We start from the raw sequence: 22,835 nt of genomic DNA, 5'->3' as shown, positions 1-22,835 counted from the left end.
CTGGCGAGGTGACATGTGCCGGGACTCTTTTAATGACTTCTCGGCGAAGGCAGAATTCTCTATTCACAGACCGCGGTAGTGCGACTGATTCCCATGCCAAGCAGAGACTGATGCCAGCGTGAGCAAGTACAGTCCGGATATTCTCGCCAAAGATCTCGACGTCATTTTCTGCGGTCTCAATCCGGCTCTGAGTGCCGCGGTATCGGGTCACAATTTTTCACATCCCAGCAATCGCTTTTGGGCTGCGCTGCATCAGGCCGGGTTTACTGACGCGCGTATTGATCCCGAACATGAGCGGCGGCTACTCAAATACCGCTGCGGCATCACGGCCGTCGTCGAACGGCCGACAAAACGAGCCCATGAAGTACGGCATGGCGAGTTCAAAATGGTTCGTCGCAGGTTTGAGGCCAAGATGCGCCGATACGCGCCGCGCTCTGTGGCCTTTCTTGGCAAGCGAGCGTTTGCTGCGATGACGGGGCAAGCTGCTCCCGACTGGGGACGGCAATCAACCGAGTTCGCAGGCACGATTGTGTGGATTCTTCCTAACCCGAGCGGCCTCAACCGAAGTTTTACGTTCGCTCGTCTGGTAGAGGCCTATCGCGAGTTGCACGAAGCGCTGTACCAATCGGCGCAAAATGGCGAACGAGAATCAGTATAGCCGCCCGTTATCTCGAATAGAATCTGTATCGCAGCTGTCCCGCCGTCCTGGGATAGCACGCTCGAAACTGGCCGACGTGATACACAGGCTGCACTTTAGCCGGCTGCGAGATGCGGTCGATCCGCCCACAGGGCTAAGCCTGTCAGCAAACGAATCGGGCTGCCGCCGTCGATCGGATTCGAGAAACGGGTCTGCGCCTCGGGCTTGGGCAGAATTCGGTCCACTTCGAAAGCATCGAGCATGCCGTACAGGCGAGACCGCGATGGCTCTGCGGTGCGGCGAAGATCGCGCCAGCGCGGATGGTCGATGTTGAACAGGCGCGAATAGCGTCGCGGGTCGAAGCCACGCATCCGCAACCAGTAGTAAGCGCGCAGGTGGCGATCGACTTTGCTTATCAGGCGCCCCACTCGGCCCAGGCGGGCCTGTCGCTGCGAGAGCCTCAAAAACGAAAACGAGTTTCCATCCACGGGGATTCTCGACAGATCGGGGCGCATCGCCGTCAGGATGTCGGCTTCCAGCCCGCGGCCCTGATATGCCGTGGGCGGTAGCCCAAGAATCGATTCTACAAGTTGCCGATCGTTGCCCGGAAGCAGGGGCCAGGAGTTGAACGTCGTGCGATGCAACACCGATCCGATGTGGTTTCTGATGCGTTGATCCCATCTCACCAGAGCGGACTGAACGGGTGGTGGCAGCCGACCGCTCATGCATGCGACTCTTGCTTGAGCGACGACGGCGTCGACGAGTTCGCGACCGTCATTCCCCAGCATCGCAACCAGTCGGGCCCTGGCCACGCCCCAGCGGTTCATCGCCCACACGAGCCGCTCGAAGGACCAACCTCCCGCCTGATCGCGGCCACTCAGGAAACACAACGGTTGAAAGACCCGATCGAGCAACATGCCTGACCAGAAATAGCGACCCGGTGACGATGCCAGCGCCAATCCTTCGGCAAAATCCTCGGGGCTGGGAGCCGAGCTGAGATGACCGAAACGGACGGTCTCTCGCACAGCGCTTGTGAAATCGATCCTGCTCGATTCGGTGGGAATGATCTGTTGCGTAAGCCCTAGTTGCGTGGCTACGGAACTGCCGGCAATCACTTCGTGGTCGCCCGGCTCGCCGAGAATGAGTGCTCGCGTGGGGATTCCGCTCTCGACAAGCGAGGCTGCCACCAGCCGCGAGTCGAGACCGCCGGACAGTAGCATCGACGTTTCGGAATTTCCCGGACGGTGACGGCGGATTGCGCGGAGAAACTCCGCTCCGATGCGCTCTCGTAAGTCCGCTGGTGATTCGTCCGCCGGCGGTGGGCTGGGGATCGGATGATACGTTTCTACCAGATCGCTTCCCTTTTCGATCGTCCATCGCAGTTGATGCCCGGTGGCCACCCGCCTTACTCCGGCGAGCAATGCCCGATTATCCATCAGGCCATGTCCGAAAAGGATGCCGGCCAGGCCGAGTCGGTCGATCGTAAAGCAAAACCGTGGGTGCGCCGCGATGGCTTCAGGAGTGCTGGACGCCAAAAGCACGCTATCGCCTTTGGCTCCCAACTCCGCGAAGTACAGCGGGAACAGGCCAAACGGATCGATGCCCGTGACCAGCCCGCGCCTGCTGTCATACACAAGGCCCAGGTGATAGCCATCGAATGTGTCCGAAGCCGCTGCCGGGTCGCGCCACCGTGCGGCCAGATCTTGGGCGGTGAGCCAGGTGCCTGCGTCGTCGATGGCATAGCCGATCAGGATGGCCAGCGAGTCGGCGTTGCGGTGGACGCTGACCGGCGCGTTGTCGCTGCAACCCCATACGCACGTCAGGTCGCCGGCTTCCGCGGTGTGTATCGTGGCGTGAGGGAGATCACCGAACAGTTTCTGCACGCGGCCAGAGAATTCGCGGCGCCGGGTGTGGTCGCAATCGATTGCAAGTGCGAGATGAGCCAAGGATGAACTCCTGATCGATCGTTAGGCCGCGCGTCGGTTCTTCGGAAGGGCTTCCTCTAGGCTGCCAGCAAATCGGCAGCTGAGGTCCGCGAGCCAGGTGTCATGCATCGAGCGGTTTTTGTGGTAATCGTTCGCCAACGCCATTACGTCACGACCGGCGTGCAAGCCAGCGATCGCGAAGTGCAACCGGTCGGTAATGATCCGTCGATGGGCGGCAGCCAAGGCAAGATAAGGCCCGACGGTCCTGCAAAGCTTGACCGGATCGCGAGCGAACAGCCGTTGCCGGGTGCCTTTCCGTTCGCGATCGCGACGGAGAAACACGCCCAGGTCCTTCGTCGCGCGCCCCGGTGCAGGCCAGGCCAAGCCCAGCGCCAGATCCGGGGCCAATATGCCCGCCGGGTGTAGTCGCAAGCTCTCGCGTTCGCGCACGAAGACGCGCTGGAACGCTCCCTCTTCCGGAGTGGCAAACGATTGCGGCAGGACGATCAGTGGTAAACCGGCCGCCAAGGCCTTTCTTCGTAGCTCGTAATTGTTCATGTAGCGGGTGCCCATGTTGCCTCCGCCGCCAAAGACCAGCAGATCGAAATCGGCAACACGCGGCAAATCGCAAAGCGACCAGCGGACGCCGAATTCCGCGAACAATTGCGTCATCGCCAGTTCGATCAGGTCGTCGCCGACATTTCCCAGCGGACGAACATAGCCCACGCGCTTTCCCAGGAGCGAGGTTAGACCCGAGGTGTACTTCATTGACATTACCTCGCGAGACTGCGATCGAACTACCGGGACAACAGTGCAGAACACGGTTCCTGCGATCAAGGAGAAATCCACTGCGACGACGACCGCCTTGTGCTTCAGCGGTGGCTTGATTTCACAACGCACGATCACCACGGCTTCCAACTGGCGCGCTGCCGCAATGAGGGCGTGGCGGCGTCGACGGCTCAGCAAGCCAGGGGCCGAGATCAAGCGACGACGTCGGCCGCTTTTGCACGGAGCCGAGGGACAACTCCTGTTATTGAAACCACAAGTGACCAGTTGAGACGAGCAGGCCCCTGGGCGCCGCACGCCCTCCGTCCGGTTTCGCCCCGTCTGGCCGAGCAACGTAGAATTGGCCTGTGCAATAACCGTGCTCGACCCAAGCGCCAACTTCACCTTGCTCACGGTCAGGTCTTATGGGACTTCGTGAATACCAACGCAAGCGAGACTTCTCGCGCACCGCCGAACCGCGTGGGAAGAAGATCACGAAACACGAAGCTCCGATCTTCGTCGTGCAAAAACATGACGCCTCGCATTTGCACTACGATTTTCGGCTCGAGATGGATGGCGTTCTGAAAAGTTGGGCCGTTCCCAAGGGGCCTGACACCGATCCGGCCGTGAAACGATTGGCCATGCAGGTCGAGGATCATCCACTCGAATATGCCAACTTCGAGGGCATCATTCCCGCCGGCGAGTACGGCGGTGGAACCGTGATGCTTTGGGATCGGGGGACGTGGCAGCCCGTCGAAAAGGATTTCCGACGAGCCTACCGCGAAGGTCGGCTGAAGTTCGTTCTGCACGGCGAGAAGCTGCGCGGTGGCTGGATGCTCGTTCGCCGCGGCGGAAGAACGGATGCCGCTGACGAGCGTCACTGGTTTCTCTTCAAGGAACGGGACGAGTTCGCGGACTCGAAGAATTCAATCACCGAGGCCAAGCCACTGAGCGTCGCGACGAAACGTGATCTCGACGAAATCGCGGCCCAGGCGGATCGCACTTGGGGGCCAGGCGGCGAAACGCGGCACAAAAAGATGCCCGCAAAAAAGGCAACCGCGGGCGCTCGGGCTGGCACGTCAAAAGCGCATGCCCGGAAAGTCGGCGCCGCCAAACATTCCATTCGCGATCACAAACCGAAAGAGCGTGCTACGGCCCCCGACGTTATCCGCGGCGTCAACCTCACTCATCCCGAAAAGATTCTCTATCCTGACGACGAATACACTAAACGCGACCTGGCCGAGTATTACCAACAGGTTGCCGTGTGGATGTTGCCGCACGTCATCGATCGGCCGCTGGCGATCGTGCGTTGCCCGGCGGGCTGTGGAAAACCCTGCTTCTTTCAAAAGCATCCTGGCGAAGGAGCACCGAAACACCTGAAGCCGGTTGACGTCTCGCTCACGTCGAAGGCCGATTATAATTTGACGATCAACGACACGGCCAGCCTGATCGAGCTCGTGCAATTAAACGTGTTGGAAATCCACGTGTGGGGCTCGAAGGCCAAAAAGCTCGAGCGCCCGGATCGCTTGATCTTCGACCTCGATCCCGATCCGCAAGTTGCCTGGCCCGAGGTGATCAGTGCCGCCCAGGCCGTGCGTTTGGTCCTGGAAGAGTTGGGACTTACGACGTTCCTCAAAACCACCGGAGGCAAGGGGCTGCACGTTGTTGTGCCGATCGCGGCGCGCACGGAATGGGATGACGCCAAAACGTTCTGCAAGCTGGTCGCCGATTTTATCGTTCATGCGGCCCCCAACCGATTCATTGCCACCATGAGCAAATCCGCCCGCCGGGGAAAAGTGTTCATTGACTATTTGCGCAACGGGCGCGGGGCCACGGCCGTCGCACCGTTTTCCACGCGCGCGCGTCCCTCGGCTCCGATCAGCATGCCCATCGGTTGGGACGACCTTTCGCCGCGCATGCACTCGGATCAGTTTACGATCGCGAATACCGTGGAGCGACTCGCGAAGCTGAAGCACGATCCGTGGGCCGATATCGCGGACGTCCGCCAATCAATCACCAAGGCTATGCTCAAGCGCCTGCAGCTGTGATCAACGCGGCGGAACGATTTCGACTTGGCACACGGCGGGGTATCCAAGCTACTTTCGGTTGCTAGCATAGAGCGCCCGTTGCCAGGGTCTTTGTTTTTCCTTCGACCTTTCGAAGCACGTAAAACGCCGCGACGCATTCGTTCGCCGCGCAGGCGGCACCGCGCGGATCGCGATCACTCCAAGAATGCCAGCGTTGCCCAATACCATGAATGCGGATATCGATCTCATGGCGTTCGCTGCCGGCCTGGGGTTCGCGCCACTGGTGGGAATCATCTTCGGCTTGACGTACGCGGGGCTCGCCATCGGCAAAGTGCCGGGCCTGCGCATGGACCGCGCGGGGATCGCGATCGTCGGCGCGGCTGCTATGCTGGCTTGCGGCGCGCTCGACTTATCCGAGGCGGCGCGGTCCGTCGACTACCAGACCATCGTTTTATTGTTCGCCATGATGGTCGTGGTCGCTTATTTGCGGCTGGCCGGCTTCTTCGCCCTGGTCACCGATAACATTGCCATGCACTGTTCGGGGCCCTTGTCGTTGTTGGCGGTTACGATCGGCCTGTCCGGAATCTTGTCGGCCTTTCTGGTCAATGACGTTGTCTGTGTCGCACTCACGCCGCTAGTCCTACATCTTTGCCAGCGGCTCGGTCGGCCAGCGATACCTTACCTGGTCGGGCTGGCCACGGCCTCGAACATCGGATCGGTGGCGACCATCACGGGCAATCCTCAGAACATCATCATCGGCTCGCTGTCTGAAATCTCTTACCTGCGATTTGCCGCCCGGCTGGCGCCCGTGGCGGCTGTGGGCTTATTCATCGATTTCGCGGTCGTCGTGTTTGTTTACCGCGGCTCGCTGTTTGCGAGCCGCCCCCGTAGCACGTTGCCGAATCATGGGGCTACGCCAATCGTCCATCGCCGCTTGCTCATTAAAAGCGTCGCTGTGACGCTGGTCACGATCGTGCTCTTCTTCACTGGCAAGCCGATTGCGATGATTGCGTTGGCTGCCGCCGGCATATTGATGATCGACCGAGTCCGGCCCGAAAAGGTTTATCGAGCGATCGATTGGCAGTTGCTCGTCATGTTTGCGGGCCTGTTCGTCGTCGTGCATGCCTTTGACAAGCATGTGGTCAGCCAATGGGACCTGGAACGCTGGCAAATCGTCCAACAATCGCCGGTACTGATGATCAGCGCACTTTCGGTTGCACTTTCGAACTTGGTATCCAACGTGCCGGCAGTCCTGTTATTCCAGCCGCTCGTTGAGATCATTCCGCAGCGCGAACAAGCATGGCTGGCTTTGGCGATGTCGAGCACATTGGCTGGGAACCTAACGATCTTGGGGTCGGTGGCGAATCTTATCGTCGTTGAGAATGCGCATCGCGCCGGTACTGAGTTAGGGTTCGTCGAATATCTCAAAGTCGGGGTGCCGCTGACGATCGCCACCACCTTGGTCGGGATCGCCTGGCTGAGCTTGACCAGCTATTGATCGCGGCGCACCTAAGCTCGCGCATCAAGGCGGCTAACAACTTCCGCTCAAACGCCTGCAAGCTGCTGTGTGCTGTCGGAGAAAAGTCCCGGTTAGCGTGGCACGCGATTTGCAAAACGGCATTCGCACTATCTTTTGGCGTCCTTGGCCGGCGGCGGATCGCGCTGTGACGCCTGTTGGAAGGTTTGCGCGCCGTGCGTGGAGTCGCACTTCGTTCGTCCCGCAAGGCCGTTGCGCCCCTAAGCACTCACACCAACGGCACACGAGCACTAGCCGCCAACCATTCAGATTGGTCGAGGAACTGCCATGCACGAGCGTCGACGAATTATGACGAGGATGAATCTTTTGACGCTTTTGGCGTTTGCTCTATCGCTAGCCACCAGCATCGTCAGTGCTGCCCAATTGGCGGACGCCACTGCGCCAGCGACACAGGATGCGGCGAAGGCGACCCCTGCGGCGCCACACAATACCAGTCCGCCGGCAACTAAGGTCGACGTAGCGCCCTTGGCGCGCGATGACGAAATTCAAACACGCCTGCTGAGAATCCTTCGCGTGGCAGAACTGTTCGAGAATCCGCAGGTCACGGTCAAGGACGGTGTCGTGTTTCTCGATGGGCGTACTTCGGTCGACGCGAACAAGGATTGGGCCGGCGATCTGGCGCGAAATACCGAGGACGTCGTCGCGGTGGTCAACCACATCGAGGTCGTACACACATCGCTGTGGGACTTCGGACCTGCCGTGGACAGCCTCAAACAGATGGAGGTCAACCTGGTGCGATCACTGCCGCTCATCGCGTGCGGCGTGGCGATCCTGGGGCTCTCCTTTGCTGCCGCGGTTGCGGTGACGCGGTGGCTGCGCCACGGCCTCGAGCGCAAAGTCCAGGCACCGCTGTTGCGCGAAGTGTTCGCACGGTGCGGTGGCTTTCTCGTGCTTGTGATCGGGCTCTACGTCACCCTACGCATTGCCAATCTCACGCACCTGGCGCTCACTATTTTAGGAGGCACGGGTCTGTTGGGTTTGGTCCTGGGCATCGCGTTCGGCAATATCACCGAGAATTTTTTGGCCAGCATCCTGTTGAGCATGCAGCAGCCATTTCACATTGGCGATCTGGTGCAAATCGCGGACATCATGGGCTACGTGCAGCGATTGACGACGCGCACCACGATCGTCGCTACGGTCGACGGCAACGAAGTGCAAATCCCTAACGCGACGATCTATAAGAGCGTAATCCGTAATTTCAGCACTATTCCGAACTGCCGCGTCGACTTTTCGATCGGCGTGCCGCGCGTCGATGTTGATGGCGCGCAGCAACGGGCGATGGACGTTCTAACCCATCATCCGGCAGTGCTTGCAGAACCTGAACCTACGGTTTTGGTCGATAGCGTCAACGACGCCAATGTGTCGCTGCGAAGCTACTTCTGGATCAATGGGCGAGAAAACAGTTGGTTGAAAGTCCGTTCGTCAGTGATGCGGCTAGTTATGCACGCGATTGATGAGCGCGCGGCGCGCACGACGCCCTCTGAGAGCACAGCCAAGCCGGACTTGCACGGTAAGCAACCTCCAGGGGCGCGATCTTCTCGTGAACATTCTGAATCCGGATCGACCGGCGCCGTGGCCACGAAAGCCGAGGGAAACCTTTCGACCGAAGCCACGGAAATCAAGGAGCAAGTGAAGGACGCCCGGCATGACGGAGGCGAAAACCTTCTTCTGTCCGCCGCGGACGATCGGAATGGTTCGGCCCGTCACACGGCTGGAGATGATTAATTGGCATCGGATGTGCTTTACGGACGGGCGAAGTTTCTCCGCATTTCGCGTAGGAGTTATCACCGTGACAAAGAGATCGCGTCCAACGGAAGACGACCCATCCAGTGAAGCCAACTGCCCCTCACCGGCGGAAGTTGAACGCCAGTGCCTGGAAATTCAAAAGCATTGGTCGGTGCGAGACCGTCGTCGACGTACCGTGACCGCGTCGCACGGGTGGTCTGCACCCCTGGTGAGTCTAGCCGATGCGCCCCATGAAAGATCGTCGCATTGGTCTTTGGCATTTTGATGAGCAGGCGGACCGGCGCGAACACATAGATCACCAATTCATTGAATCAAGCTCGGGCGCGAATCAGCCAGTTTGGCAAGGTGCTGTGCAAGAATCGCCCAGGCGTGATGGCATGCGTTGTGCGGAATTCGCCTCTCGATACGAGCGCGTGCTCGGAAAAACGTTTTTCACGTCAGAGTGAGGGAATCAGCCATGTCCAAGTTCATGTTCGCCAGCGCCCTGGTTGCCACGTTGGTCGTTGTGAGCCCACTGCGGGCAGCCGACACCGTTGTCAGCGGACCGACGGGTCTGTATCGCGTCAGCACAATTGAAAGTCTTAAGGTGTTCAACCGCAGTGGTGATAACCTCGGTAAGATCAAGGATCTTGTCCTGGACGCCCGCACCGGCCGAGTCAGCTATGCCGTGCTCGATTTCGGCGGGTTTCTCGGTGTCGGCGATAAATACTTCGCCGTTCCGTGGCATGCGTTTAAATATGAGACGAGTAACAACGAAGAACGTCTAGTTCTCGACGTCACGAAAGATCGCCTGAAAAACGCGCCGGGCTTCGACAGCAAGCACTGGCCCAATATGGCCGATCCGACGTTCTCGCAGGGGATCGAGAAGTTTTACGGTCCTGAGCCTACAGCTCGCCGGTGAGATTGCCTTTAGCCTGGAGATTTCCCGGTGAACCCGTCGACCAGCCAGCCGCGTGCTGGTTGGTCGACTTTTTTATGTCGCTGCGCTGAGTGGCATGAAGTCAATGATCAAGGGCTCGACGTCATGGCCGACTCTGCAGCTCGATTCGTACCGCAAACCAACAGCCTCGCGAAACTGCAGGCTGCGGCTGCCGATTGTCAGGGTTGCGATCTTTACCGCCGCGCGACGCAGACCGTCTTCGGCCAGGGGCGTGCCAAGGCTCCCTTGATACTGATTGGCGAAACACCCGGCGACGCCGAGGATCGCGCGGGGCGCCCTTTCTTAGGGCCGGCCGGTCGGCTCTTAGATGAAGCTCTGGCCGACGCCGGCATCGATCGCGCGGACTGTTACGTGACCAACGCCGTAAAGCACTTCAAATGGACACCACGTGGCAAGAAGCGTTTGCACAGCAAGCCGAGCTCGCGCGAGATTCTGGCTTGCCGCCCCTGGCTCGAGGCGGAACTCGCGATCCTCGCACCGCAATTGATCGTTTGCCTAGGCGCGACGGCCTCGCAGGCTCTCTTGGGTCGTGCTTTTCGGATTACCAAGAGTCGCGGCGAGGTCGCAACCAGCGATTCGTCCGGGTGGGTCCTGGCGACCTATCATCCTTCGGCAGTATTACGCGCGCCCCGTCCCGCGGATCGGCACCGGATGCGCAGCGAACTGGTCGATGACTTGAAAACAGCCTGTCGATGGCTGGCGACCCATGTTGGCCAGGCAAACCGCGCAATGAAGAATCAGTCGACGTAAGTACCGGGCAGGCCCGCAGGTTTGGTGCGGAACAGGCGCATGGGCGGCATGCACAAAGAAATTCCCACCATCGTCGTAGATGTTTGGTCCTCATGACGCGTAGTTCTTTGACCTTAAGAGAACTATGCGATGCTGGCAGCTTGCCTATTTTTTCGTCTTCGCCGTTTCTCCGTCCTGTAACGGCGAAGCATCTTGGACGATTTCCTACCCCGGCATATCGATTGCATCAGGAGTAAATTACCGCGACGTCGACGGAAGAAAAACGAAAGGGCTGGACTTGCACCGGTCGCCTGGCGACCACGATGGTTGAAATCGATCCATCTGCGCGCGCGATGCCGCCGGATGAAGGATGCTTTCTGCTGAGCTGCGCGCCAATCGGCTCTCGGATTTTCTCGCAAGGAGCGATTCTTATGGCTGTGGTCGAATCGTCCGACAGAATCGGTCAAGAGCAGGTGGATCTCGAGACCTTGCTCGTCGCTCTAACCGCCCTACGGAAGGGGGATTTCACCGTCCGATTGCCGAGGACCTGGGTCGGGCTCGGGGGAAAGGTTGGCGACACCTTCAACGAGGTCATGGACCAAATGGAGGGCATGACCAACGAGGTCGACCGTATCAGCCGGGTCGTTGGTAAAGAGGGCAAGATCAAGGAACGCGCATCGATCGGCGGCCTGACCGGATCCTGGGCCGGGACGATCGATTCGATGAACGCGCTGGTAGGCGACCTGGTACGACCGACGAGTGAAATGGCACGGGTCATCGGCGCCGTCGCGCGCGGTGACCTGTCTCAGTCGATGGCCATGGAAATCGATGGCCGGCCGGTCGAGGGCGAATTCCTGCGAACGGCCCGCACCGTGAATCGAATGGTCGAACAGCTCGGGTCGTTCGCTTCGGAAGTCACGCGCGTCGCTCGCGAGGTCGGTACCGATGGCAAGCTGGGCGGCCAGGCCGAAGTCAAACGTGTGGCCGGCATCTGGAAGGATCTGACCGACAGCGTGAACTCGATGGCCGGCAACCTGACGGCCCAGGTGCGCAATATCGCGGACGTCACGACGGCCGTCGCTAACGGTGACTTGTCGAAAAAAATCACGGTCGACGTCCGCGGTGAGTTCCTCGAGCTGAAAGACACGATCAACACGATGGTCGATCAGCTCCGTTCGTTCGCGGCCGAAGTGACGCGCGTTGCGCGCGAGGTCGGCACCGAAGGCAAGCTCGGCGGCCAGGCGCGCGTCGAAGGTGTTTCCGGTACATGGAAAGATCTGACCGACAGCGTCAATTTCATGGCCAGCAACCTGACAGCCCAGGTGCGCAATATCGCGGCCGTCAGCACGGCCATCGCCAACGGCGACTTGTCGAAGAAGATCACGGTCGACGTGAAGGGAGAAATCCTCGAACTAAAGAACACGACCAACACAATGGTCGATCAGCTCAGTTCGTTCGCCGCGGAAGTCACGCGAGTTTCGCGCGAGGTCGGCACCGAAGGCAAGCTAGGCGGCCAGGCCGACGTCAAAGGTGTCGCCGGCACGTGGAAGGACCTCACCGACAGTGTCAACTTCATGGCCAGCAATCTCACCGGCCAGGTGCGCAATATTGCCGACGTGACGACCGCCGTGGCTAACGGCGACTTGTCGAAGAAAATCACGGTCGACGTAAAGGGAGAAATCCTCGAGCTGAAGAACACTGTCAATACGATGGTCGATCAGCTCAGCTCGTTCGCCGCGGAAGTGACTCGCGTCTCGCGCGAGGTCGGTACCGAAGGCAAGCTTGGTGGCCAGGCCGACGTCAAAGGTGTCGCCGGCACGTGGAAGGACCTGACCGATAGCGTCAATTTCATGGCCAGCAATCTGACGACGCAGGTCCGCAACATCGCCGAGGTCACTACGGCCGTAGCCAAGGGAGACCTGTCGAAGAAGATCGAAGTCGACGTGCGCGGCGAAATCCTGGAATTGAAAAACACCATCAACACGATGGTCGATCAATTGCGCGCCTTCGCTTCGGAAGTCAGCCGCGTCGCGCGCGAGGTCGGCACCGAAGGAAAGCTGGGCGGACAGGCCGACGTCCGCGACGTGGCCGGAACGTGGAAAGACCTGACAGACAGCGTCAATTTCATGGCCGGCAACCTCACCTCGCAGGTGCGCAACATCGCCGAGGTTAGCAAGGCCGTGGCAAGCGGCGACCTCTCGAAGAAGATCACGGTCGATGTGAAAGGGGAGATTCAAGAGCTGAAGAACACGATCAACACGATGGTCGACCAGCTCAGTTCGTTTGCCGCGGAAGTCACCCGCGTTTCACGCGAAGTCGGCACCGAAGGCAAACTAGGCGGACAGGCTGACGTCAAAGGTGTAGCCGGCACGTGGAAGGACCTGACCGACAGTGTCAATTTCATGGCCAGCAATCTGACGGGCCAGGTCCGCAACATCGCCGACGTGACCACGGCCGTCGCGCGTGGCGACTTGTCGAAGAAAATCACGGTCGACGTGCGCGGCGAGATTTCCGAGCTGAAGAACACCATCAACACGATGGTCGATCAACTTCGTAGTTTTGCGGCCGAGGTGACGCGCGTCGCACGTGAAGTCGGCACCGAAGGCAAGCTGGGCGGGCAGGCTGACGTCCGCGGCGTCGAAGGAACCTGGCGCGATCTGACGGACAGCGTCAACTCAATGGCCGGCAATCTCACGGGCCAGGTGCGCAATATCGCCGAAGTTACCACGGCCGTGGCCACCGGCGACTTGTCGAAAAAGATCACGGTCGATGTTCGCGGCGAGATTCTCGAGCTGAAAAATACGATCAACACGATGGTCGATCAGTTGCGTTCGTTCGCTTCGGAAGTGACCCGCGTGGCACGCGAAGTCGGTACCGAAGGCAAGCTCGGCGGTCAGGCGGATGTGAAAGGGGTCTCCGGCACGTGGAAGGACCTCACCGACAATGTGAATTTCATGGCCGGTAATCTCACCGGCCAGGTGCGCGGTATCGCCCGCGTCGTTACCGCAGTCGCCAATGGCGACTTGCAGCAAAAGCTGACGGTCGAAGCCAAAGGCGAAATCGCCGCCCTGGCCGACACGATCAACAGCATGATAGATACCTTGGCGACGTTCGCCGACCAGGTAACAGGCGTGGCCCGCGAAGTCGGCGTCGAAGGAAAGCTTGGCGGTCAGGCCAGCGTTCCTGGCGCGGCCGGCACGTGGAAGGGTCTGACGGAAAACGTCAATCAGCTCGCCGCCAACCTGACCACGCAAGTTCGCGCCATCGCCGAGGTCGCCACGGCCGTCACCAAGGGGGACCTCACACAGTCAATCAAGGTCGAAGCCCAGGGCGAAGTCGCCGCTCTGAAGGACAACATCAATGAGATGATTGTCAACCTGAAAGACACCACGCTGAAAAACGCCGAGCAGGATTGGTTGAAGACCAACCTGGCCAAGTTCAGCCGAATGTTGCAGGGTCAAAAAGACATGTTGACCGTCGGCCGGCTGATCCTTTCGGAACTGGCCCCCGTGGTCACGGCACAGCATGCCGTCTTTTACATTTACGATAACGCCGGTGACAAGCCACGGTTGAAACTGCTCGCCAGTTACGCCTATGGACGTCCGGACGACGTCGGTCGGCAACTCGATCTGGGGCAAGGTTTGATCGGACAATGTGCTCTCGAAAAGCGCAAAATCCTGCTGAGCAACGTGCCCCCGGATTACGTGCGCATTTCGTCGGGACTTGGTAGTGCCGTGCCGGTCAATATCCTCGTGCTGCCGGTGGTCTTCGAAGGGCAGGTCAAGGCGGTTCTCGAGCTGGCTTCCTTCGAACGGTTCAATCCGACACATCAGGCCTTCCTCGATCAGTTGACCGAAGGCATCGGCATCGTGCTCAACACGATCGCCGCCAACATGCGCACCGAGGATCTACTCACGCAATCGCAATCTCTGGCTCTGGAACTGCAAAGCCGGCAGGAAGAATTGCAGCAAACCAACGAAGAGCTGCAGGAAAAGGCCCGTCTGCTCGCCGATCAGAATGTGGAAGTCGAGCAGAAGAACCAGGAAGTCGAGCAAGCCCGCCAGGCCTTGGAGGAAAAAGCCGAGCAATTGGCACTCACGTCGAAATACAAATCCGAGTTCTTGGCAAATATGTCGCACGAGTTGCGCACGCCGCTGAACAGCTTACTGATCCTGTCGGATCAATTGTCGAAGAATCCCGACGGCAACCTCAGCCCGAAACAGACCGAATACGCCAAGACGATTCATTCGTCCGGCAATGACCTGCTGATGCTGATTAACGACATTCTCGACCTGTCGAAGATCGAATCCGGAACCGTGGTGCTGGACCTGGGCGAGTTGCGTTTCACCGACATTCACGGTTACGTCGAGCGCACCTTCCGGCACGTGGCCGAGGCGAAAGGGGTCGACTTCGCCGTCGAGATCGACGCATCGTTGCCGCGAACGCTGACCACCGACAGCACGCGGTTGCAGCAGATCATCAAGAATCTGCTCTCGAATGCGTTCAAATTCACACACCACGGACGGGTTGACCTGCATGTCTCGACGGCACGTTCGGGTTGGAGCCCGGACCATGAAGGACTGAATACCGCGGCCGCGGTTTTGGCATTTGCCGTCAGCGACACGGGGATCGGAATCCCCGCCGAAAAGCAACCGATTATCTTCGAGGCGTTTCAACAGGCGGATGGTAGCACCAGTCGCAAGTACGGTGGCACGGGCTTGGGCCTGGCGATCAGCCGAGAGATCTCGCGGCTTTTGGGGGGAGAAATTTGCCTGGTCAGCACGCCGGGCGCGGGAAGCACGTTCACGCTTTACTTGCCGCAGAGTTTTACGCCGCCGAAGCTCGTGCGCCGACAGGTGGTGCGCCGATCCGCGACGTCGGTGACATCGACCAATGGCGGTGGAACTACGCCACAGATTACGCCGCTGGTCTCGGACGACGACGATCGCAGCTCGCTGGCAGCGACCGACCGGCGCCTCCTGATCATCGACAACGATCTGGACTTCGCCCGCTTCGTGATGGAGACCGGGCACAACGCAGAGTTCAAAGGAATCGTCACGGCTTCAGGCGCGGCCGGCCTGGCGCTGGCGCAGGAGCATCAGCCGCATGCGATCCTGCTGGATATCTCGCTGCCGGACATTGATGGCTGGCGCGTCTTGCGCCGCTTGAAAGGTGATCTATCGCTACGTCACCTACCGGTTTACCTGGTATCGACAACCGATCCCGAGCACCTTCGCGAGGGGATTCATCTCGGCGCGCAAGGCATCCTGCCGAAGCCAATCCACACGGCACGTGAACTGGAACAGTTCCTGATCGACGTGCGACGCTTCGTCGATGCCGAACGGCATTCGGTTCTCGTCGTGGACGAGGATGCCGGCAGTCGTGATGAGATCACGACCGCGCTCGCCCGACTGAACCTGAACGTCAAGGGGTCGTGGTCGGCCGAGGATGCCCTGGAACTGATCTCGCGAGAGCCCGTCGACGCCGTGGTGCTCACGCCACGATTGGGGAAAACGACGGTAGCGCTCGGAGAGCAGTTGAAATCCGCACTGCCCGTTAATTCGCAGCGTCTCTTCTTGTACTCCGGCCGTGATGCCGCGGCAGGCGAAGAAGCACGACGTCATGCGAACGTGATCCAAGAGGTGGGCATGCAGCTGGTCGACGGTCCGGGAAACTTGATCGATCAGGTCGCATTGGCCCTATGTTGTCCCGTCGCCAAGCTGGAAGAATCCTCGCGGCGCACCATTCAAGAGCTGCACGATCCGGCGCGTGTCCTGGTGGGCAAACGCGTGTTGATCGTCGATGACGACATTCGCAATATTTTCGCGCTGACAAGCATCCTCGAACGTCAAGACGTAATCACGGTCTCGGCCGAGACAGGGCGCGACGCGATCAATTTGCTACAGGCCGCGCCGGCGCTGGACGCGGTACTGATGGACATCATGATGCCCGAAATGGACGGCATCGACACGATGTGCGCAATCCGCCGCGATGCGCGCTTCAAAAATCTCCCCATTATCGCCGTCACGGCCAAGGCCATGAAAGGCGATCGCGAGAAATGTATCGAAGCCGGCGCTTGGGACTATCTCTCGAAGCCGATCGATCCGGAACAGATGCTGGCAGTGCTGAGTGCATGGCTGACCGTGTAATGATGGGCGAACAACAAAAAGTCAAAATCCTGGTCGTTGACGACAACCCCGATAAGCTGCTGGCCGTGGAAGCAGTGCTCGAGGGCTTGGATCAACAGGTTGTTTCCGCGCGATCCGGAGGCGAGGCGCTGCGCCTGTTGCTGACGGAAAGGTTCGCGGTCATCCTGCTCGACGTTAACATGCCTGGGATGGACGGCTTCGAAACGGCGGCCTTGATCCGTCAGCATCCCCGGTGCGAGCATACGCCGATCATTTTCCTTACCGCGTCACCGGATGATGCGTTCGCCGTGCGCGGGTATTCGCTGGGGGCGGTGGATTACATCCTGACGCCGGTTGTGCCCGAAATCCTGCGCTCGAAGGTCGCCGTGTTCGTTGACCTGTACCGCATGACGCAACAAGTCGAGCAGCAAGCCGCGCAGCGCGTGGCGCTGGCTCAGGAGCACGCGGCACGGCTCGCGGCAGAGCGGGCCAACCGCGCCAAGAGCGAATTCCTGGCGAACGTCAGCCACGAATTGCGCACGCCAATGAATGCCATCATCGGCATGACCGATCTGGCGTTGACCGAATCTCCGCCACCAGCGATGGCCGAGTATTTAGGCGCCGTGAAGTCGAACGCCGCGGTCCTGCTGGAGTTGCTGAACGAACTGCTCGATCTCGCCAAGCTCGAATCTGGAAAATTCGTTCTGGAGAAAAGTTCCTTCTCGCTGCGCGACATCATCGACGAATTGACGCCGAATATCCGCTACCAGGCGGAACAAAAGGGGCTGCTCTTCTCTTGCGCAATCGCAGCCGATGCATCCGATCAATTCCTGGGGGATCCACTGCGATTGCGACAAGTGCTCGATAATCTGTTGTCCAATGCCGTCAAATTTACCGACATCGGATCGGTTAGTCTTCGGGTCACGGTCGAGTCCGCCACCATGCAAGAGTCGTGGCTGCGCTTCGCCGTACGTGATTCCGGCATCGGCATTTCGCAGGCGGATCAGGAACGGATCTTCGCCCCTTTCACGCAGGTCGATGCTTCGAGCACGCGGCGGCATGGGGGCACGGGCCTGGGATTGGCGATTGTCAACGAGTTGGTCGCCGCCATGCGCGGACGCATTTCCGTGGCCAGCACGCCAGGGAGCGGCAGCGAATTCGGCTTCGTCGTGCCGCTGGCCTATGGCCTGAGCCAGACGCCCAAAAACCAGTCGCCTCAGAACCAGCCACCGCAAACTCTGTCGACGCCGGCGGAGAAACCGCTAGATTCTTCCAAGCCACAAGACTCGCCGGGCGTTAGTTTGCACGTGCTGGTCGCCGAAGACACTCGCACGAATCAGGAAATCGTCAAGCGCGCCCTCGGACGGCGGGGGCATTCCGTCGTGATCGCCGAAAACGGGCGTCAGGCGGTCGAACTCGTGACAAGCACGCACTTCGATGTGGTGCTGATGGACCTGCAAATGCCCGTCATGGATGGCTTCCAAGCTACAGCCGCGATCCGTGACCTGCCCGAGGGCAAAGACATTCCGATTATTGCCCTGACGGCGCACGCCCTGAGTGATGATCGCGATCGCTGCCGCACTGCAGGCATGGATGATTTCATCTCGAAGCCGCTAGACATTCACGAGCTTGCCAACTTGGTCGAGCGGGTCCGCCGCCAACCAGTGCCGCAGATCTGTAGTTGAAGCGGTCGTTGTCATCGCTCAAAGGCGCGATGTACCGCTCGCGACCTTATCGCGCTTCGCCGATATCGGATTGCGTCCCGGCGACGTGTTGCCGCAGCCCGATCGTGACCACTAGTCGACCAGTTCAAACAAACCGGCCGCTCCTTGCCCGCCGCCGATGCACATCGTGACCACGCCCCACTGGGCTTGCTGACGCTGCATCTGATTGGCCAGCGTCCCGACGAGCCGCGATCCGGTCATGCCGAACGGATGGCCAATCGAAATCGAGCCACCGTTGACGTTAAGCCGCTCTGGGGCGATACCCAAACGGTCGCGGCAATAAATCACTTGGACGGCAAACGCTTCGTTCAACTCCCAGAGGTCGATATCCTTCACCGCCAGCCCGTGCCGCGACAAGAGACGGGGAATGGCGAACACGGGACCGATCCCCATTTCATCCGGCTCGCAGCCGGCCACGACAAAGCCGCGGAACGCGACCTTGGGCTTGATGCCTAACGACTTCGCTTTCTCGCGCGACATCAATAGCGTGGCGCTGGCCCCGTCGGACAACTGCGAGGCGTTGCCAGCCGTCACCGTCCCCTGCCCGCTGTTGGGATCGAAATACGGTTTCAGCCCTGCCAGTCCTTCCAGCGTTGTATCGGGCCGATTGCATTCATCCTTATCGATGGTGTGCTCTTCCTTGCTGACAACCTCGCCCGTTTTCTTGTCCAGGACGCCGCGCACCACTTTCATGGGCGCCAGCTCTTCGTCGAAGAAATGTTCCTGCTGGGCCCGCGCCGTGCGCTGCTGGCTTAGCAAGGAATATTCATCCTGCGCCTGCCGGCTGATTTTGTATCGTTTGGCGACGACCTCGGCGGTATCTCCCATCGCCATATAGAGCGCCGGTTTATGCTCCAGAATCCACGGGTTTACGTCGGTCTTGATCGATGCCGTCGTGGTGATGCTTTCCACGCCACCGGCGATTGTCACGTCGGCACCCTCGTGCAGAATCTCGTGTGCGGCCATCGCGGTCGACTGCAATCCTGACGAGCAAAATCGATTCACCGTGGCACCCGCCACCGTTACCGGCAGCCCGGCTCGCAAGGCCGCGATCCGCGCGACATTCATCCCCTGCGAACCCTCTGGGTAACCGCAACCGAGGACGACGTCTTCGATGTCGGCAGGGTTAAGCGCCGGAACTTTATCGACAACGTGGCGAATGACGTACGCGGCCAAATCATCGGGCCGTGTGAGATTGAACGAGCCACGAAACGACTTGGCAAGCGGCGTACGGCTGCTGGCAACGACAACGGCTTCTCGCATAATTGACACTCCGGGGGCGTGAGTGCTGAAAGAAAAGAAAGTCGCTGCCAGACCCGCCTGACCACGCGCGACCATCGCTAGACAGCGTCAGCGTACCGACGAGCACCGTGCGCTTCAAGCAGGCATGGCAAACGTTCCGACATTACGCGAGCAAAACAGCTACAGGCCGCGTAAAAACGCAAGCAGTGCCCTTACATCTTCTGCCGGCGACTCCGACGCCTGCCCGTGTCGATGCCGCAGTAAAACATCCTCGAGCGAGCCCGCACGGTTATCGTGAAATAACGCGGGACGCAACCGTACGCCGCGAAGCGACGGTGGATTAAAGCGGTCCCGCCCCAATTCATCGACGATACCCACATCATACGACGCCGGCGATGTGTACGTCGGCGGTCGATGACAATCGGTGCATCCCGTGCGAGCGAAGATTTGTTCCCCCTGCCGTGCGAGCGAATCGTCGGGTTTGACGTTCTCTGGCCGCGGCGGCGCCGACAGGCTGCGAACGAATTCGGCAAGTCCTGCGACGCGCGCGTCCGTGGGATTCGGCGATCGCATCGTGCGAACTAACGAGCTGCGAATTTGATCTTCCATAAGTGACACGTGGCCGTCCCATGCCCAAGGCCCGGTTTCGACACTTCCCAGCAGCGAAGGAATCCTCTTGGGAGCGCCGGCCGCGCCGTCGCCGAAGTTATCGCTGGTTAATCCGTTCGAATGACCGTCCGTATGGCAACTGTGACAGCTAAACCATCCGTCCAAGGACAGGCGGGCGTCATAGAAGTATTGTTCACCACGCTGGGCCGCGGAAAGCTCGGACTGCGGCCCAAGCTTAATGGTGCGTTCGACACGAAACGCCCCGACGTCGAGCGTTGTGACGGAATCTGCGAACGTATTCGCCACCAGAGCGCGCCTGCCATCGCTCGAAAGCGCGAGAGCAGTCGGGCGCCTGCCGACGCGCTCTCGCTGCCAACCGAATTGCCCCGCCCGACGCAATGCGATCTCCTGGACGCCCGCAAGTGTCAGTATCGCATCACCGGCCGCGGTCACGGCCAACCCGGCCGGGTCTCCTGCCCCGGCGCCGAGCCCACCGATCGTTTGCGCACCTGTCGCGGGCAATGGCTCGCCTGCCACCGAGGTAAATGTCTCGATCGGCAAAGTGCGGACCACATTCGTAATGACCGCTCCCCAGAAGACGTTCTTCTGCAGTGTCTCGGTATAGCTATTCAAAACCTGGTGAGCCAATAAGAGCTGCCGCCCGTCGTTTGATACTGCCATTCCACGAATATTGTGCCCGAGCAGTTCGCGAACAGAGACGACTTTCAAATTCTGCGTATCGAACACCGCGACCGAACCGCCAAAAGCGTCAGTCACAATCAAGCGAGTATCGTTCTCGACCAGACATTGGCAGCGCGGCGCAAACGGCAACGGGGTTTCGGCGATAACGCGTACAGCCGCATTTGTCTGGTCGATGGACGCGAGGCCGCTCAGATCCACCACGGTGACCGCTTGCCCCCATAGCGACGTCACGTAACAGGTTCGTCCATCGCGCGTCACACGCACGGATTGGGGAGCTTGTGCGACAGGAACTCGTGCGGCGACGACGAGCGACTTTTCTTGTCGCTCGATCACGATTAACTGACCGGCCGCTTCGTCAGTGACGAATAGAAATCGTTCGTCGGGAGAAAGAACCATGTCCGTGAGCGTTTGTCCGACCTTATCTTCGGCGAGGACGGGGGCATTGGTGGATTCGCCTGTATCGACTTCGCTCGCCGAAAGGTCGATGGTGGAAATCGTGCCGCTGGCTTGGTTGGCCACATAAATCCAGCGGTCGTTGCCAGCTACGACGAGCGCAACAGGACGCCGCAACGAGGTCGCCAATTCCACCTCGCGACCGTGCGCCGCGGCGACCGCCACAAAGCATGTGAATAACGCTAACTGCAGAATAGACGTCCGACGCATGTCAGTTCGCTATCGTTGTTGGCGCTTTGGTCAGGCAAAGATGCCCGTGATCGGTCGACCGGCCGCGACTACCAAGGGACGGTTATTGGCGTCGTGGACCTCGGTCTCGTGATTGATGCCCAATAGATGAAACATCGTGGCCGCCAGATCGTCGGGCCGGACAGGATCGCGGTCGGGTCGCGCGCCATTCTTGTCGCTAGCACCGTATACGAATCCACGCCGCACGCCGCCGCCGGCCAAAAGGACCGTATAACAACCGGGCCAGTGGTCGCGGCTGACGTTTTCGTTGATCTTGGGCGTGCGACCGAATTCCCCCATCCAGACCACGAGCGTGGTATCTAGCAGGCCGCGCTCTTCGAGATCCAACAACAATGTCGGCAGCGTTTGATCCGTCAGCGGCAAATGAAACTGCTCGATGATCGGGAACATCCGCGTATTGTTGAAGCCGTGTGTGTCCCAGCCGCCTGATGTATTGCTCTGACCGCCGATCGTATTCGAGAAGTAAACGTTAACGAACTTCACGCCCGACTCGACCAGGCGCCGCGCCAACAAACAACTCTGCCCATAGGTCGTCCGGCCGTAGCGATCGCGCGCCTCGTCGGGCTCGCTCGATAGATCAAACGCCTGGCGGACCCGGGGTGAATCAAGCATCCCCAGCGCCCGTTCGTAATAAGAATCCAGGCCGCGGGCTTCGGCCGAGTAGTCCAACAATCGCGACTGCCGATCGATCAATTGCTGCATCTCACGCCGATTGTGCAGCCGATCGATGGAAAGATTTTCGGGCAAGCTCAATTCCGGCAATCGGAAATTCTTGCGATTCGGATCCTCGGTCACGAGGAACGGATCGTGCCCCTTACCCAGGAAACTGGCGTGCTGGCCAGGCGTGACCTCGCCGTCGCGCATGACATAGGGATACGCCACGAACGACGGCATGTCATCGCTCGATGGCAGTAAGCGGTCGACCACCGACCCATAGGCCGGAAACAGCTCCAGTGTGTCGCGCAAACGAATATCATCCGACGGCGGCGCACGTCCGGTCAGCGCATAATACGAGGCCGAGTTATGATTCTTCATCGGGTGATGCACGCTACGCACCAGCGTCACCCGGTCCATCACCTGCGCCATGCGCGGCAAATGCTCGGAAATCATCAGGCCCGGCACACTGGACTGAATGCCACGGTGGGGGCCGCGAATGGCATCCGGCGCGTTGGGCTTCATGTCAAACATATCCAGATGGCTGGGCCCGCCAAACTGGTAGAGAAAGATAACGCTCTTAGCCCGCGCGACTGGCGCCGCCACAGACTCTGCAGCATGCAACACGCGCCGCATATTCAGGCCCAGTAGCCCGGCGCCGCCGATCTTCAATGCCTGGCGGCGCGACGGCCGCGCATGGCGAAAGCCGTGACAAGCGTAACTCGCAGCATTCTTGGCCGATTCGTGCATAAGAGTCATCGATGGAAT

13 protein-coding genes are annotated in these 22,835 nt (G+C 59.8%); 8 read left to right on the top strand and 5 right to left on the bottom strand.

Annotated features, from left to right (window positions below):
- The first annotated feature begins 118 nt into the window (after nucleotides 1–118).
- Complete coding sequence (mug, locus tag VGN12_03225; protein ID HEY4308441.1) at nucleotides 119–658, top strand: G/U mismatch-specific DNA glycosylase; 540 nt, start codon at nucleotides 119–121, stop codon at nucleotides 656–658.
- Between the two features lie 95 nt (nucleotides 659–753).
- Here the strand turns inward: mug and VGN12_03220 are convergent, their stop codons facing one another.
- Together VGN12_03220 and VGN12_03215 are read right to left on the bottom strand one after the other, a co-directional pair.
- Nucleotides 754–2,583, bottom strand: coding sequence for a hypothetical protein (locus VGN12_03220; GenBank protein HEY4308440.1), 1,830 nt, complete (start codon nucleotides 2,581–2,583; stop codon nucleotides 754–756).
- A 21-nt stretch (nucleotides 2,584–2,604) separates the two neighbouring features.
- Nucleotides 2,605–3,330: a polysaccharide pyruvyl transferase family protein gene (locus VGN12_03215; GenBank protein ID HEY4308439.1), complete on the bottom strand. Its 726-nt coding sequence runs from the start codon at nucleotides 3,328–3,330 to the stop codon at nucleotides 2,605–2,607.
- Nucleotides 3,331–3,752: 422 nt separating this feature from the next.
- On the opposite strand from VGN12_03215, the gene ligD reads away from it, so the two are divergent.
- The 7 genes from ligD to VGN12_03180 all read left to right on the top strand — a co-directional run bounded on the left by ligD (nucleotide 3,753) and on the right by VGN12_03180 (nucleotide 18,119).
- Nucleotides 3,753–5,375: a non-homologous end-joining DNA ligase gene (gene ligD, locus VGN12_03210; GenBank protein HEY4308438.1), complete on the top strand. Its 1,623-nt coding sequence runs from the start codon at nucleotides 3,753–3,755 to the stop codon at nucleotides 5,373–5,375.
- A gap of 193 nt (nucleotides 5,376–5,568) precedes the next feature.
- Nucleotides 5,569–6,852, top strand: a complete 1,284-nt coding sequence (locus tag VGN12_03205; protein ID HEY4308437.1) for an anion transporter — start codon at nucleotides 5,569–5,571, stop codon at nucleotides 6,850–6,852.
- A 336-nt stretch (nucleotides 6,853–7,188) separates the two neighbouring features.
- Nucleotides 7,189–8,616, top strand: a complete 1,428-nt coding sequence (locus tag VGN12_03200; GenBank protein HEY4308436.1) for a mechanosensitive ion channel domain-containing protein — start codon at nucleotides 7,189–7,191, stop codon at nucleotides 8,614–8,616.
- A gap of 478 nt (nucleotides 8,617–9,094) precedes the next feature.
- Nucleotides 9,095–9,538 carry a PRC-barrel domain-containing protein gene (locus tag VGN12_03195; GenBank protein ID HEY4308435.1) on the top strand — a complete coding sequence of 148 codons (444 nt, stop codon included), beginning with the start codon at nucleotides 9,095–9,097 and terminating at the stop codon, nucleotides 9,536–9,538.
- Between the two features lie 123 nt (nucleotides 9,539–9,661).
- Complete coding sequence (locus VGN12_03190) at nucleotides 9,662–10,327, top strand: UdgX family uracil-DNA binding protein (GenBank protein HEY4308434.1); 666 nt, start codon at nucleotides 9,662–9,664, stop codon at nucleotides 10,325–10,327.
- A 410-nt stretch (nucleotides 10,328–10,737) separates the two neighbouring features.
- The gene (locus VGN12_03185) at nucleotides 10,738–16,455 is read left to right on the top strand and encodes a HAMP domain-containing protein (protein HEY4308433.1); all 5,718 of its coding nucleotides are present in this window, start codon (nucleotides 10,738–10,740) and stop codon (nucleotides 16,453–16,455) included.
- Nucleotides 16,440–18,119: a response regulator gene (locus VGN12_03180; GenBank protein HEY4308432.1), complete on the top strand. Its 1,680-nt coding sequence runs from the start codon at nucleotides 16,440–16,442 to the stop codon at nucleotides 18,117–18,119. Before VGN12_03185 ends, VGN12_03180 begins: the two co-directional genes overlap by 16 nt.
- A 111-nt stretch (nucleotides 18,120–18,230) precedes the next feature.
- On the opposite strand, the gene VGN12_03175 is transcribed toward VGN12_03180, so the two are convergent.
- The 3 genes from VGN12_03175 to VGN12_03165 form a co-directional block, all read right to left on the bottom strand.
- Nucleotides 18,231–19,421, bottom strand: a complete 1,191-nt coding sequence (locus VGN12_03175) for an acetyl-CoA C-acyltransferase (protein ID HEY4308431.1) — start codon at nucleotides 19,419–19,421, stop codon at nucleotides 18,231–18,233.
- 159 nt (nucleotides 19,422–19,580) lie between these two features.
- A complete protein-coding gene (locus VGN12_03170; GenBank protein ID HEY4308430.1) occupies nucleotides 19,581–21,374 on the bottom strand; it encodes a cytochrome c peroxidase in 1,794 nt (597 codons plus the stop codon).
- A gap of 30 nt (nucleotides 21,375–21,404) precedes the next feature.
- Nucleotides 21,405–22,826: a DUF1501 domain-containing protein gene (locus tag VGN12_03165; protein HEY4308429.1), complete on the bottom strand. Its 1,422-nt coding sequence runs from the start codon at nucleotides 22,824–22,826 to the stop codon at nucleotides 21,405–21,407.
- Between the last annotated feature and the right edge of the window lie 9 nt (nucleotides 22,827–22,835).

The sequence above is a fragment of the Pirellulales bacterium genome (assembly GCA_036499395.1).
Lineage (GTDB): Bacteria > Planctomycetota > Planctomycetia > Pirellulales > JACPPG01 > JACPPG01.
Note: the sequence above shows the minus strand (reverse complement) of the source record. Positions and strands in the feature narration are given on the sequence as shown.

Bases quoted from the DNA above. Each gene is read 5' to 3' on its own strand.
- VGN12_03215 (HEY4308439.1), bottom strand. From the start codon at position 3,330: ATGAAGTACACCTCGGGTCTAACCTCGCTCCTGGGAAAGCGCGTGGGC.
- ligD (HEY4308438.1), top strand. From the start codon at position 3,753: ATGGGACTTCGTGAATACCAACGCAAGCGAGACTTCTCGCGCACCGCC.
- VGN12_03200 (HEY4308436.1), top strand. From the start codon at position 7,189: ATGAATCTTTTGACGCTTTTGGCGTTTGCTCTATCGCTAGCCACCAGC.
- VGN12_03195 (HEY4308435.1), top strand. From the start codon at position 9,095: ATGTCCAAGTTCATGTTCGCCAGCGCCCTGGTTGCCACGTTGGTCGTT.
- VGN12_03190 (HEY4308434.1), top strand. From the start codon at position 9,662: ATGGCCGACTCTGCAGCTCGATTCGTACCGCAAACCAACAGCCTCGCG.
- VGN12_03185 (HEY4308433.1), top strand. From the start codon at position 10,738: ATGGCTGTGGTCGAATCGTCCGACAGAATCGGTCAAGAGCAGGTGGAT.
- VGN12_03180 (HEY4308432.1), top strand. From the start codon at position 16,440: ATGGCTGACCGTGTAATGATGGGCGAACAACAAAAAGTCAAAATCCTG.
- VGN12_03175 (HEY4308431.1), bottom strand. From the start codon at position 19,421: ATGCGAGAAGCCGTTGTCGTTGCCAGCAGCCGTACGCCGCTTGCCAAG.
- VGN12_03170 (HEY4308430.1), bottom strand. From the start codon at position 21,374: ATGCGTCGGACGTCTATTCTGCAGTTAGCGTTATTCACATGCTTTGTG.
- VGN12_03165 (HEY4308429.1), bottom strand. From the start codon at position 22,826: ATGACTCTTATGCACGAATCGGCCAAGAATGCTGCGAGTTACGCTTGT.